This is a genomic window from Streptomyces sp. CNZ301, assembly GCF_004217425.1.
The window spans coordinates 3,283,717-3,297,639 of sequence record NZ_SHLG01000001.1; the positions used below are offsets into that span (position 1 = coordinate 3,283,717).

Genomic DNA, 13,923 nt, shown 5'->3' on the forward strand with positions numbered 1-13,923 from the left:
CGTCGAAGCATGCCCTCCGCCGATACCGAGGCGTCCGCCGCCGCGGACGCCGCCGTTGCCAGTCCTCCCGACTCCACCACCCCCACCTCCTCTCACGACGACGCCACCAAGCTGAGCCCGGGCGACCCGGGTCACGGCAGGATGCGTCTCGCGCTGTTCGCCGCCGGGCTCGCGACGTTCGCGCTGCTGTACTCCACGCAGGCGCTGCTCCCCGAGATCTCCCGCGACCTCCACGCCGACCCCGGCTCGGCGAGCTGGACGGTCTCGGGCGCGACGATCGGTCTGGCGCTGGCCGTGCTGCCACTGGCGGCGCTCTCCGAACGCTACGGGCGGCGCCGTGTGCTGACCGTGTCGATGTCGGTGGCCGTGGCCCTGGCTCTCGCGGTGCCGTTCTCACCCGACCTGGGGACGCTGATCGCGCTGCGCACCCTTCAGGGCGCCGCGATCGCGGGCGTACCGGCCTCGGCGATGGCCTATCTCGCCGACGAGGTACGCGGCAAGTATCTGGTCGGCGCGACGGGCCTGTTCGTCGCCGGGAACAGTGTCGGCGGTATGAGCGGCCGCATCCTCAGCGGGTGGGTCACCGAAGCCTTGGGGTGGCGCATCGGGCTGGCCGCGGTGGCCGTGGCCTCGCTGCTGTGCGTGGCGGCGTTCCGGCTGCTGGCGCCGCGGGCCCGCCACTTCCGTCCGAGTCCGCTGAACGCGCGGGCCCTGACCCGTACGGTCTCGGCGCACCTGCGCAATCCGCTGCTGGTGCGGCTGTACGCGATCGGCCTGCTGTTCATGGTCGTCTTCGGCGGCGTCTACACGGTGATCGGCTACCGGCTGGTGGCCGAGCCCTTCGGGCTCTCGCAGGGGCTGGTGGGTTCCGTATTCGCCATCTACCTGGTGGGGACGGCGACTTCCGCGACGGCGGGGAAGCTCAACGCCCGGCTCGGGCGGCGCGGCATGATCTACGCGGGCATCGTCACGGCATCGTCAGGTCTGCTGCTGAGCCTCCTCGACAGCCTCGTAGCGGTCGCTTCCGGGCTGGTCCTGATCACCGCGGGCTTCTTCGCCGGGCACGCGGTGGCCTCCGGCTCCGTCAGCCACACGGCGACCGAGGGGCGCGCGCAGGCCTCGGCGCTCTACCAGATGGCCTACTACACGGGCAGTTCACTCGGCGGCGCGCTCGGCGCAGCGGCGTTCGCCGGGGGCGGCTGGGGCGGGACGGTCGCACTCACGCTCGGTGCGATGACCCTCGCGGCGGGCGTCACCTTCTACGGGACTCGCAGTGCTGCCGCTCTCCGTCGTCGCCGCCTTCTGGAGGCGCGAACCTGACGGGGTCGCCTCGGCCGGCTCACGCCTCCGGGAAGTCCGCCGTGTTCAGGGTGAGTTCGAAGGGTGCGGGCAGGTGGATGTCCTCGCCGGTCTTGACCGCTGTGTGCACGCGGTAGACGTCGCCGACCGGTTCTCCGTAGAGGGTCACGGTCGGACCGCCGGGGGCGTGGGCGTCCACGAGCAGGTAGAGCGGGACGCCGGCCTGCGCGTATCCGGCGGGTTTGACGATGCGGTCGTGGCCCGCGTTGGACGGCGAGGTGATCTCGACGATCAGCTCGGCCGCGGCGGCGGGGATGTAGTTGCCGGGTTCGTGCAGCACGGGCCTCGGAGCAACGACCAGATCCGGAATGTAGAGGCCGCTCCGGGAAGGGACGGCGACCCCCAGGGTCTGGTAGATGCCCCAGTCCTCCGGAATGACGGTGTAAAGGCGGCGCTGAACCAGGTCGGCAATGCTGTTGTGGCTGTTGGCGGGCGGCGGCGAGACGGTGACGATCCCCTCGATGATCTCCACCTTGGTGCCCTCGGGCCCGTCCGTCTGCTCCCACATCCGGACCAGGTCATCCCACTCCTGGCCTCCGGCCGGGCCGTGGTCGACGGTGAGTGCGCTCATGGCGGTCTCCTTCATCAGTACGTCACCGACTCCAGCATGCCGAAAGGGACGAGCACGGCGCTACTGATCGCCATCACCCGAAAGTGAACCCGACGCCGCCGGTCAGGCCGTCACGCGCTCCAGCACGATCGGCGGAACCGTGAACCCGGTGCCCTCCGGGGCGATGTCGTACGACCCCGCCAGTGCCTCCAGCGCGTACGGGAACTTCTCCGGAGTGTCCGTGTGCAGGGTCATCAGCGGGTCGCCGGCCCTGACCGTGTCGCCCGGCTTGGCGTGCAGCTCGATCCCCGCCCCCGCCTGTACGGGGTCCTCCTTGCGGGCACGGCCCGCGCCCAGGCGCCATGCCGCGACGCCGACGGCGTAGGCGTCGAGCCGGGTGAGGACCCCCGACGACGGCACCGCGACCGGCTGCTTCTCGCGTGCCGACGGAAGGGGCGCGTCCGGGTCGCCGCCCTGCGCGGAGATCATGCGGCGCCAGTGGTCCATGGCCCTGCCGTCGGCGAGCGCCTTGGCCGGGTCGGCGTCGGGCAGACCGGCGGCGTCGAGCATCTCGCGGGCGAGAGCGAGGGTGAGTTCGACGACGTCTGCGGGGCCGCCGCCCGCCAGCACCTCCACGGATTCGCGAACCTCGACGGCGTTTCCGACGGCGGCGCCCAGCGGGGTGTCCATGCCGGTGATGAGCGCCCGGGTCCGCAGGCCGTGGTCGTTGCCCAACTCGACCATGGTGGAGGCCAGTTCGCGCGCGTCGTCCAGGGACTTCATGAACGCGCCGGAACCGGTCTTCACATCGAGCACCAGCGAACCGGTGCCCTCGGCGATCTTCTTGCTCATGATGGAGCTGGCGATCAGCGGGATCGACTCCACGGTGCCGGTGACGTCGCGCAGCGAGTACAGCTTCCTGTCCGCGGGGGCCAGGCCCGCGCCCGCCCCGCAGATGACCGCGCCGGCCTCCTCCAGTACGCGGAGCATCTCCTCGTTGCTCAGCGACGCACGCCAGCCCGGGATCGACTCCAGCTTGTCGAGTGTGCCGCCGGAGTGTCCGAGCCCGCGGCCCGAAAGCTGCGGCACCGCCGCACCGCAGGCGGCGACGAGAGGGGCCAGCGGCAGCGTGATCTTGTCGCCGACGCCGCCCGTGGAGTGCTTGTCGGCGGTGGGCCGCCGCAGACCCGAGAAGTCCATCCGCTCGCCGGAGGCGATCATCGCCCCGGTCCAGCGCGCGATCTCCGGCCGTGACATGCCGTTGAGCAGGATCGCCATGGCCAGCGCCGCCATCTGCTCGTCGGCGACCTCGCCCCGCGTGTAGGCGTCGATCACCCAGTCGATCTGTTCGGGGGTGAGGCTGCCCCGGTCACGCTTCTCACGGATGACGGAGATGACGTCCATGGACATTGAGCGGAAGTCTCCTTCATACAAGGGGGCCGGACAGGGAGGAGGAACAGGCCGCGGAGGCGGGTGAGTTGCCCCGGTTGCTCAGCGTTTCAGGTCGGCCGGGCCGAACGCGTCCGGCAGCAGATCTGCCAGCGTGCGGATGCCGCCCCCGGTCTCCATCAGCAGCTGCGGGCCCCCGTGTTCCCACAGCAGCTGACGGCAGCGTCCGCACGGCATCAGCAGCTCACCGTGCTTGTCGACGCAGGTGAACGCGGTGAGCCGGCCGCCGCCCGAGGCGACCAGCGAGGAGACCAGGCCGCACTCGGCGCACAGCGTCATGCCGAAGGCGGCGTTCTCCACGTTGCAGCCGGAGACGGTGCGGCCGTCGTCCGCCAGCGCCGCCGCGCCGACCGGGAACCCCGAATAGGGGGCGTAGGCCCGGGACATCGCCTCCCGGGCCGTTTCCCGCAGCGCCGCCCAGTCGACATCCGCGGAGCCGACCGGGACGGTCGTCATGTGCCTTGCCCCCTGCGGTAGGACTTTCCGATGGCCTTGGGTGGCCGCAGCCGCTGCGCGGCGAGCGACAGCACCAGAAGGGTGGTGATGTACGGACTCATCTCGACGAACTCCAGGGGGACGGTGTCCGTCATCAGATACCACACCAGCAGGCCCACTGCGGTCACGCCGCTGATCGCGGCCTGCACCATGCCGCCCTTGCGCAGCTTCCACAACGCGAGCGCCGCCAGCATCACGGCGACGAGGAGCAGCAGCGCGTGCACCGTCGGGCCGCCGGCGCGCAGCTGGAGCGCGTCCATGAATCCGAAGAGGCCCGCGCCCATGGCGACGCCGCCAGGACGCCAGTTGCCGAAGATCATGGTGGCGAGGCCGATGTAGCCGCGGCCGCCGGTCTGCTGGTCCTGGTAGATGTGCACGCCGATCGCGAGGAACGCACCGCCCAGCCCGGCGAGCGCGCCGGAGACCGTGACCGCCGCGTACTTGTACCTGAGGACGTTCACGCCGAGGGTCTCCGCGGCGACGGGGCTCTCACCGCACGAGCGCAGCCGCAGCCCGAACGGGGAGCGCCACAGCGCGTAGAAGCTGCCCACGAAAAGGGCCGCGGCGAGAACCGTCAGCCAGGAGACGTTGCTGACGAACGAGCCGAGTATGCCCGCGATGTCGGAGACGAGGAACCAGTGGTGCTTCTCGACCGCCTGGAGCCCCTCGGCGAGGCCCGGAACCGTGAACGTCGGCATGTCCTCCATCGGCGGGGACTGTTTGTCGTTGCCTCCCGCGTCGGAGGCGGCGCTGCCCTCCGCGCCGAACCACAGCTTTGCGAGGAACTGCACAACGCCGAGGGCCAGGATGTTCACGGCGACACCGGAGACGATGTGGTCGACGCCGAAGGTGACGGTGGCGATCGCGTGGATCAGGCCGCCGAGTGCGCCACCCGCGATTCCGGCCAGCGCCGCCACCCAGGGCCCGTGCTGCCAGCCCATCCAGCCCGCGGCGAAGGCGCCGAGCATCATCATGCCTTCGAGGCCGATGTTGATGACGCCCGCACGCTCGGACCACAGACCACCCAGCCCCGCGAGGCCGATGGGCACGGCCGCGGCCAGCGCGCTCGAGTACTGGCCGCTGGAGGTGACCTGGTCCGATCCGGTCACCATGCGCAGCAGCGAGAGAGCGACCAGCCCCCCGGCGACGATCAGCAGCACGACGGGGTACGAGAGCTTGCGGCGTTCGCCGCCGGGCCTGCGGGCGGCGGTGCCGTTCCCTTCTCCGCGCTTCTTCCCGTCGCCGTTGCCCTTGCCGTTCGCACCGCCCTCGCCGCGAGTGCCGGTGCCGTTCCCTCCGGCCTTGGCAGTGATGTTCGTGCTCACGCGGACACCTCCGCCTTCTTCTTCGCGCTCTTGCGGGCCCGGGCGGCCAGCTCCTCGCCGACCCGGCGTTGCTGCCTGCTCAGCCCGTAGCGGCGTACGACTTCGTAAGCGATGACGACGCACAGGACGATGACGCCCTGCATCACGCCCACGATCTCCTGGGCGTACTCCTCGAACTCAAGCTGTGTGCCCGTGCGTTCGAGGAAACCCCACAGCAGCGCGCCGAGCGCCATGCCCACGGGGTGGTTGCGTCCCAGCAGGGCGATGGCGATGCCGGTGAAGCCGATGCCCGCGGGGAAGTCGGAGCCGTAGTTGTACGACGTGTTGAGCAGCGTCGGCATACCGACCAGGCCGGCGATGATGCCGGAGAGCACCATCGACGTGACCACCATCCGCTTGACGCTCACACCGCTCGCGGACGCCGCCGACTCGGAACGGCCCACGGCGCGCAGGTCGAAGCCGAACCGCGTACGTCCGAGGACGAACCAGTAGGCGACGCCGACGAGCACGGCGATCACGACGGTGCCCCACACCGGGTCGGGGTTCGTCGGGATGGTGAAGAAGTGGCTGGAAGCCGGGAGGTCGGGGGTGTGGAAGAGGTTCCCGTCCTTCACCGCGAGCCTGCCGTCCTGCAGGAAGTAGCCGATGGTGGAGGCCGCGATGAAGTTCAGCATGATCGTGGTGACGACCTCGTGGATTCCCCGCGTGATCTTCAACAGCCCCGCGATGCTGGACCAGATCCCGCCGACCACCATCGCGACGAGGATGATCACCGGGATCTGGACGATGCCGGGCAGCGTCAGCGCACCGCCGACGACGGCGGCGAAGAAGGCAGCGATCCGGTACTGGCCGTCGACGCCGATGTTGAAGAGGTTCATCCGGAAGCCGATCGCGACGGCCACGGCGGAAAGGTAGTACGGAATGGCCTTGTTGATGATCCAGACCTGGCTGTCGCTCTTCGAGCCGAAGTCGATCATCACGTAGAAGGCGTAGAACGGGTCCTTGCCCGTCGTCAGGATGACTCCGGAGGTGATGACGAGCGCCGCGACGATCGCGAGCAGCGGCGCGGCGACCGCCAGTACCAGCCGGTCCTTGTCGAACTTCTTCACCGCTCAGCACCCCCTTCCCGCTGTCCCGGAACGGCGTCCGGCGCGGAGTCCCGCACGTCCCCGTCGGTGTGTTCGAGGTGGCCGCTGGCGGCGCCCGTCATGGCGGAGCCCAACTCCTCCGGTGTGATGGTGGCGGGGTCGGCGTCCGCGACGAGGCGGCCGCGGTACATCACGCGCAGGGTGTCGGAGAGCCCGATCAGCTCGTCCAGGTCCGCGGAGATCAGCAGCACCGCCAGGCCCTCGCGCCGTGCCTCACGAATCTGGTCCCAGATCTGCGCCTGGGCGCCGACGTCCACGCCCCGCGTGGGGTGCGCGGCGATGAGCAGCTTGGGGTGGTGGCTCATCTCCCGTCCGACGATCAGCTTCTGCTGGTTGCCGCCCGAGAGGGAGGCCGCGGTGACCTCGATGCCCGGCGTGCGGACGTCGTACTCGGAGACGATGCGTGCCGTGTCCCTCCGCGCGCCTGCGATGTCGAGCAGCTGGCCCTTGCTGTTGGGCGCCTCGGTCACGTGCCCCAGCATGCGGTTCTCCCAGAGGGTGCCCTCCAGGAGCAGCCCGTGCCGGTGCCGGTCCTCGGGGATGTAACCGATGCCGCCCTCGCGCCGCTCACGCGTGGAGCGCGCCGTGATGTCCTTGCCGTCGAGTGTGACGGTGCCGGCGTCGAGCGCGCGCATCCCCATGACGGCCTCGACGAGTTCGGCCTGCCCGTTCCCCTCGACGCCCGCGACGCCCAGAACCTCGCCCTTGTGGATGGTGAAGGCGATGCCGTCCAGGACCTCACGCACCGGGCCGTCCGCGTCGGCCGCGCACAGCCGCAGCCCCTCCACGGTCAGCATCGGTGCGGTCGTCACCGTCGACTCGCGGGTCTCGGGCGAGGGCAGTTCGCTGCCGACCATCAGCTCGGCGAGCTGCTTCGGCGTCGTCTCCTCCGGCTTCACCGAGGCGACGGTCGTACCGCGCCTGATGACGGTGATGTCGTCGGCGACCGAGAGCACCTCGCCCAGCTTGTGCGAGATGAACAGCACCGTGAGGCCCTCGGCCTTCAGCTCCCGCAGGTTCTCGAAGAGAGCGTCGACCTCCTGCGGGACGAGCACCGCGGTGGGCTCGTCGAGGATCAGCGTCCGCGCGCCCCGGTAGAGGACCTTGAGGATCTCCACACGCTGCCGGTCGGCGACGCCCAGATCCTCGACGAGCACGTCGGGACGTACGCCCAGCCCGTACGCGTCCGACAGTTCCTTGATCTTCTGACGGGCGCGTCCGCCGATCCCGTACAGGCCCTCGGCGCCCAGCACGGTGTTCTCGAGCACCGTGAGGTTGTCCGCCAGCATGAAGTGCTGGTGCACCATGCCGATTCCGCGCGCGATGGCGTCACCGGGGGTGGCGAAGGACACCTGCTCGCCGTCGACGGTGATGGTGCCCTCGTCCGGCTTCTGCATGCCGTACAGGATCTTCATCAGGGTCGACTTGCCCGCGCCGTTCTCACCGACGAGGGCGTGCACGGTGCCACGGCGGACCGTGAAGACGATGTCGTGATTGGCCACGACGCCGGGGAACCGCTTGGTGATGCCGCGCAGTTCGACGGCGGGCCGGGAGGCCGAGCCGTTGCCGGTGCCCGCCGCGTCTGCGGCCGCCGGGGGGCTGCTGCTGGACGTTGAGATGACGCACTCTCCCGAAACGCTGCTGTTCAGTGGAGGGTTCGGCCCGTACAGGCAGAGGCGGGACGGTCGCGGGCGCATCCACAAGCAGCAAGGCCTGCGGATACGCCCGATCCCGGAATCCGTACCGCCTCCCGTTCCGTGCACGGGAGTCGCTGCCGGCCCGCGCTCACTCGCGGCGGACCGGCAGCGGGGTCACGGGGTGTCCTTGACCTTGATCTTGCCGTCGACGATGTCCTGCTTCGCCTTGTCGAGGTCGTCCTGGATGTCGTCGATGAAGCCGCCGGAAGTGGCCAGCGAAACGCCGTCCTCCTTCAGGTCGAAGGCGGTGGTGCCCTTCATCGGCTTCTTGTCCTCGACGCTCTTGACCAGGTCGAAGACGGCGACGTCCACGTTCTTGACGGCGGAGGTGAGGATCGCGTCCTTGTACTTCGCCAGGCCGGGCTGGTTGTACTGGTCGGAGTCGACCCCGATCGCCCAGGTGCCCTTCTTCTTGCTGACCTCTTCGATCGAGCCGACACCGGACTGGCCCGCGGCGGAGTAGATCACGTCGTTGCCGGCGTCGAGCATGCCCTTGGCCTTGTCCTTGGCGGCCGCCGGGTCGTTGAAGCCCTTGGTGTTCGTCGGGTACAGGTACTGCGAAGTGACCTTGACCTTCGGGTCGGTCTCCTTCACGCCCTGCTCGAAGCCCGCCTGGAACTTCTGGATCAGCGCGTTGTTGACGCCGCCGATGAAGCCGACCTCCTTGGTCTTGGTCTTCTTCGCCGCGGCGACGCCCGCGAGGTAGGACGCCTCGTGCTCGGCGAAGACCAGACCGGCGACGTTCTTCCCCTCCGAGGGGGAGTCGACGACACCGAAGGTGGTCTCCGGGAACTTCTTGGCGACCTTGTTGATGGACTTGCCGTAGTCGAAGCCCACGCCGATGACCGGGTTGAATCCGGCCTTCGCGAGCGAAGTTATTCGCTGCTCGCGGTCCGCCTCGGTCTCGTCGTTGCTGGCTGTCATCTCCTTGAAGTTGACGCCCAGTTCCTTCTTGGCCTTGTCGACGCCACGGGCCGCCGCCTGGTTGAAGGAATGGTCGTCACGCCCGCCGACGTCGAAGGCCAGGCCGACTCCCTTGTCCTTCTTGCCGGCGGACTGTGTAGAACTCTCACCGCACGCGGTGGCGGTCAGGGCGAGGGCCGCGGTGGTGGCGACCGCGGCTGCAAGCTTGGTTACCCGACGCAAGAGGAGTCCCCTTCGGCTCATGGAGCGCCTCTTCCGGCGCTGGCTTCCGGCACAGATTAACGCGCGTAGATTTCACGTAAAGACTTGCCGGAATGCTGTTATCGGATCGGTGCCAAGGGGGCTGCGCCCCCGGTCACAACGGCGCCGCGGCCCCCGACGCTGCGCGCGGGGGCGCGGCGCGGGGCGGCGGGTGCGTGGGCGGGTGCGGCTCGGGGTGCGTGGGTGGGGCGCCTGGGGTGGGTGGGTGGTGCCGGGGGCGTGCCGCTCCGGGAGGCAAGTCCGGGCGGCATGATTTACCTCCCTGAACCGTCACGGAGTGCTGTGCTGCCTTCCATATGGCGGTCCGCAAATCACTTCCCCACGCTTCGCTGGGGAGACCCCAATGGCCCGTCCATGCCCCCCTGCGCGTCCCGCCCCCTCCCGCCGGTCCAGTGGCTCTCCCCCGGGGGCCACCCAGACCCCCAGTTCTCCCGGGGGGCTGTGGGCCCGTGCCCGTCATCCTCGAAGACCGCCACAGATCGCGCCGCACCATGCGGACGGACACCGGGCCCGCTCGCACCCCGTCCCAACGCCCAGTGAACCCGTCTACACGGCAAGGGAGTTGAGCCACCGGACGAACCTGCGCGAGTGACCCAGAGGACCAGTGGCGGGCGGGGGCCCTCCAGCCAACCGGACCGCCCGGAGGGGAGAGGTGGACGAGAGCGGCAGACGCGAGACGGGCCGGAGGGGGCGGGACGTGCAGGCGGGGGGCACGGGGCTTAAACGTGATTTGCGGACCGCTATATGCAGGGCCGTACAGAAACCCATCCGGTTCAGGGAGGTAAATCATGCCGCCCCGGGACACCCGCCGGAACGGCCCGCACCCGCACCCACCACGAACCCCACGCGCACCCACCACGAACCCCACGCGCACCCCGCACGAGCCGGAGCAGCACCAACCACGAACCCGAAGCGAACACGGCCAACCCCGGCGACACCCGGACCCGCCGGACCCGTCAAGCAGGGGCCGGGGGGTCCAGGAGAGCCGCGGCCGTGAAGAGTTCGACGCCGACCTTGATGGCCGACTCGTCCACGTCGAAGTGGCCCTGGTGGAGGTCTCGCGGGTGGCGGTCCCCCGGGGGGCGGACGCCGAGGCGGGCCATCGCGCCGGGGACGTGCTCCAGGTACCAGGAGAAGTCCTCGCCGCCCAGGCTCTGTTCGGTGTCCTCGACCGTGGGCGTGCCGCGCCGCGCCGTCATCGCCGTACGCAACAGCTCGGTCGTGCCTGCCTCGTTGACGACCGGCGGCACTCCCCGCACGTACGTGATCTCCGACTTGGCGCGGTGCAGGGTGGCCGTCTCGTCGATGGCGGCGTGCACAAGGTCGGGCGCGTCCCGCCAGGCGACGATGTCCAGGCAGCGCAGTGTGCCGGAGAGCTCCGCCCGCTGCGGCACCACGTTGCAGGCGTGGCCGGATTCGATCCGTCCCCACGTGAGGGCCATCCCGGCGCGGGCGTCGACGCGGCGGGAGAGCAGCGCGGGCACCTCGGTGACGAGCTTCGCGGCCGCCGTGACCAGGTCGGTGGTCAGGTGCGGGCGCGCGGTGTGGCCGCCGGGGCCGCTGAGGCTCACTTCGACGCGGTCGCACGCGGAGGTGATGGGCCCGGGGCGTAGCCCGATGCGGCCGGCGTCGACGCGCGGGTCGCAGTGGACGGCGAGGATGCGGCCGACGCCTTCGAGCGCCCCGCCGTCGATGGCGTCGGTGGCGCCGCCCGGCAGAACTTCCTCGGCGGGCTGGAACAGGAGCCGCACGGAACGCGTCAGGTGGCCGGCGCGGGCGAGGTCCGCGAGGACGCATCCCGCTCCGAGCACGACCGTGGTGTGCACGTCGTGGCCGCAGGCGTGCGCACGGTCGGGGACGGTCGACCGGTACGGGACCGACTTGGTGTCGGGGATGGGCAGCGCGTCGATGTCGGCGCGCAGCGCCAGCATGGGACGGACGCCGTCCCAGCGCTCGGCGAGCCCGGGGTGGATGTCGCAGACGAGGCCGGTCCCCATCGGCAGGATGCGGGGTCGCAGCCCGGCCTGTTCGAGGCGGGCCTTGATCGCGGCGGTGGTGCGGAACTCCTGGTTGCCCAGTTCCGGATGCATGTGAAGGTCGCGCCGGAACGCGACCAGTTCCTCGCGAAGCTCGTCGGAAAGTCTGCCGGGCAGTTCGGGCACCACGCCCAGCAAGGCTGCTTCGACTGCTGCTTCGCCGGTTGGGTCCACCTCCGGCTCAGGGGACAGGACTCTGTTCATATCCGCAGGGTAGGCGTTTTCAGGCCACCACATGCTGCCGATGTCGGAAAGTTCAGCCCCTCAGGGGACAAAAATTTTTCAGGATGGCGATTATGTCCTGATGCTGATGGGTATACCTACGCGCTCGCCTGGCCCGCCTCTCTGGAGACCGATGTGCGCGAAGGCTGCTGCGGCGCCGGTGCCGCCTCCGCCGGTGCGGGCCCGGCCATCGTACGGCCCGCCCCCTCCCCCTGAATCCCGGTGTCTCCCAGTTTGCGCGCCCGGCGCGCACTGTCCGTGACGCCGGAGAGGAAGCCTTCGGCGCGGGGGGAGGCGCCCGCCGTGAACCACGTGCGGTCCACCTCACAGACCGCCACCGAGACGGGCGTACCGGCCAGAGCCAGCGGCAGGGTGTGCACGACGGTGGAAGGAAAGCTCACAACGGTTCGGCCGATGGGGCCGCGGCGGGCGACGAGCTCCAGCGGCAGATCGGGCCGGACGATCTCGAGGCCCGTGGCCTTCTGCACCCGGTGGAGCTTCTCGCTGCTCTCGCGGCGGTGGGCGAAGTAGCGCGTGGCTCCGTGTTCCCGGGCCAGCGCCGTGACTCCTTCGAGATAGCGCTCCAGGTCCACCACTCCGGTCTCCACCAGTGAGGTGCCGACGAGGTCGGTGCCGCGGGTCAGCCGGGGCGGGCCGAAGCGTGAGCGGGTCCAGGCGAAGTCGTTGGCGGCGACGGTGACGCCGAGTTCCCGGAGCCGGGCGTCGGAGGCGTCCACCGGCATCGAGCTGAAGATCTCGACCCGGCGGACGGCGTCGGGGGCACGGCCTTCGGGTTCCCCTGCCTGTGGCGGCGATGCCTGGGGCGGCGAGGCCTGCGGCGCTGCGGCCCCGGGGGTGAGCCGCGAGCGGGCTCGGCGCGCGAAGGGCGCGAAGAGGACCGCCTGCGCGGCCGCCTGCGGACCGGCCGGTGCCGAGCCCTTGCGGTGCCATCGCACCAGGCGTTCCCCGCCGGCGAGTTGGGAGACGAACTCCATGGTGGCGGTGCCGTCGTCGACCACGACGACGTCGCGCGCGGAGGTGAGCGTGAGCAGCAGCTGCACGTAGCGCGAGAAGGGGTCGCCGATGACGACCCGTCGCGCACGCCGCAGTTCACGCGCCAGCGAGCCGATGGTCTTGACCGGCGCGACGGGCCCGCCGCGCGCCTCCTCCCAGCGCACGGCGACGCCCTCGTCCCGTGCGAGCTCCGCGACGCGGCGCAACTGGCCACGCGTCATGGGGTCGTGGGGTGAGAGGACGACCACCGTGAGGCCGGGCGCCCGCACGCCGGCCTCCGCCGGTCCGGCCTCAACGGGACCGGGCGCGGCGGAGATCACCGCCGCGGAGTGCGCCCACTCCAGGACGTTGAGGAGCTGTACGGGGCTCTCGACGAAGGCGAGCGTGCCGCCCGCCCTTCGTCCCCGGCTCCGTGTCGCGTCCTGTCCGCTTCGGCTCACTGGGCGGCTCCGTCAGACGGCAGCCGGCTCGCGGTCGGCCCCGTCGGCTCCTGTGCCTGCAGCCGCCGACTCCGCCTCCGCGACGACGCCCTTGACGCGACGGAGCTTCTCCATCGGCTTCAGCTCGCTGTCGTAGACCTTCTTCACGCCGTCGCCCAGCGAGTCCTCGATGGTGCGGATGTCGCGCACGAGCCGCTGGAGGCCGCCCGGCTCGACGGACGCGGCCTGGTCGGAGCCCCACATGGCGCGGTCGAGGGTGATGTGCCGCTCCACGAAGCAGGCGCCGAGGGCGACCGCGGCGAGGCTGGTCTGCAGACCGGTCTCGTGGCCGCTGTAGCCGATGGGCACGTTCGGGAACTCGCGCTCCAGGGTGTGGATCATCCGCAGGTTCAGCTCGGCCGCCTGTGCGGGGTACGTCGAAGTGGCGTGGCAGAGCACGATGTTGGCGCTGCCGAGCACCTCCACCGCGTGCCGGATCTGCTTCGGGGTGGACATTCCCGTGGAGAGGATCACGGTGCGGCCGGTTGCGCGCATCGCGCGCAGCAGCTCGTCGTCCGTGAGCGACGCGGAGGCCACCTTGTAGCAGGGCACGCCGAACTTCTCGAGGAAGGCGACGGATTCGACGTCCCACGGCGAGGCGAACCAGTCGATGCCGCGCTTCTTGCAGTGTTCGTCGATGGCGCGGTAGCCGTCCTCGTCGAACTCGACGCGGTGCCGGTAGTCGATGTAGGTCATGCGGCCCCAGGGGGTGTCGCGTTCGACGTCCCACTGGTCGCGCGGGGTGCACACCTCGGGGGTGCGCTTCTGGAACTTCACGGCGTCGCAGCCGGCCTCGGCGGCGGCGTCGACGAGTGCGAAGGCGTTCTCGAGTTCGCCGTTGTGGTTGATGCCGATCTCGCCGGTGATGTACACGGGCTGTCCGGGGCCGACGGTCTTCTCACCGAGGCTGCGCAGACGGTTGGTGCTCATGAGGACGGTTCTCCATCTCTCTTCTTGCTGAGGT

11 protein-coding genes are annotated in these 13,923 nt (G+C 70.3%); 1 reads left to right on the forward strand and 10 read right to left on the reverse strand.

All coding sequences use genetic code 11. The annotated features are described in order from the left end of the window. Window positions 1-9: 9 nt before the first annotated feature. A complete protein-coding gene (locus EV375_RS14075; RefSeq protein WP_130299749.1) occupies window positions 10-1,320 on the forward strand; it encodes an MFS transporter in 1,311 nt (436 codons plus the stop codon). A 19-nt stretch (window positions 1,321-1,339) separates the two neighbouring features. Here the strand turns inward: EV375_RS14075 and EV375_RS14080 are convergent, their stop codons facing one another. The 10 genes from EV375_RS14080 to EV375_RS14125 form a co-directional block, all read right to left on the reverse strand. Beyond that, on the reverse strand, window positions 1,340-1,930 hold the full coding sequence (locus tag EV375_RS14080) for a Uma2 family endonuclease (RefSeq protein WP_130299750.1): 591 nt from the start codon (window positions 1,928-1,930) through the stop codon (window positions 1,340-1,342). A gap of 102 nt (window positions 1,931-2,032) precedes the next feature. Further along, window positions 2,033-3,313, reverse strand: a complete 1,281-nt coding sequence (locus tag EV375_RS14085) for a thymidine phosphorylase (protein WP_207228354.1) — start codon at window positions 3,311-3,313, stop codon at window positions 2,033-2,035. 87 nt (window positions 3,314-3,400) lie between these two features. Beyond that, window positions 3,401-3,814, reverse strand: coding sequence for a cytidine deaminase (locus tag EV375_RS14090; protein ID WP_130299752.1), 414 nt, complete (start codon window positions 3,812-3,814; stop codon window positions 3,401-3,403). After that, window positions 3,811-5,178 (reverse strand): ABC transporter permease, encoded by a 1,368-nt coding sequence (locus tag EV375_RS14095; RefSeq protein ID WP_486588471.1) that lies wholly within the window; start codon window positions 5,176-5,178, stop codon window positions 3,811-3,813. Before EV375_RS14095 ends, EV375_RS14090 begins: the two co-directional genes overlap by 4 nt. Next, complete coding sequence (locus tag EV375_RS14100; protein WP_130299753.1) at window positions 5,175-6,287, reverse strand: ABC transporter permease; 1,113 nt, start codon at window positions 6,285-6,287, stop codon at window positions 5,175-5,177. The genes EV375_RS14095 and EV375_RS14100 overlap by 4 nt, the downstream gene beginning before the upstream one ends. After that, on the reverse strand, window positions 6,284-8,023 hold the full coding sequence (locus tag EV375_RS14105; protein ID WP_130299754.1) for an ABC transporter ATP-binding protein: 1,740 nt from the start codon (window positions 8,021-8,023) through the stop codon (window positions 6,284-6,286). Before EV375_RS14105 ends, EV375_RS14100 begins: the two co-directional genes overlap by 4 nt. A gap of 114 nt (window positions 8,024-8,137) precedes the next feature. Beyond that, entirely contained in the window at window positions 8,138-9,169 is a 1,032-nt protein-coding gene (locus tag EV375_RS14110) for a BMP family ABC transporter substrate-binding protein (protein ID WP_130299755.1), read from the reverse strand. A gap of 995 nt (window positions 9,170-10,164) precedes the next feature. Next, on the reverse strand, window positions 10,165-11,448 hold the full coding sequence (locus EV375_RS14115; RefSeq protein ID WP_130299756.1) for an amidohydrolase: 1,284 nt from the start codon (window positions 11,446-11,448) through the stop codon (window positions 10,165-10,167). Between the two features lie 116 nt (window positions 11,449-11,564). Beyond that, window positions 11,565-12,920, reverse strand: coding sequence for a hypothetical protein (locus EV375_RS14120; protein WP_130299757.1), 1,356 nt, complete (start codon window positions 12,918-12,920; stop codon window positions 11,565-11,567). A 12-nt stretch (window positions 12,921-12,932) separates the two neighbouring features. Further along, entirely contained in the window at window positions 12,933-13,889 is a 957-nt protein-coding gene (locus EV375_RS14125) for an N-acetylneuraminate synthase family protein (RefSeq protein ID WP_130299758.1), read from the reverse strand. Between the last annotated feature and the right edge of the window lie 34 nt (window positions 13,890-13,923).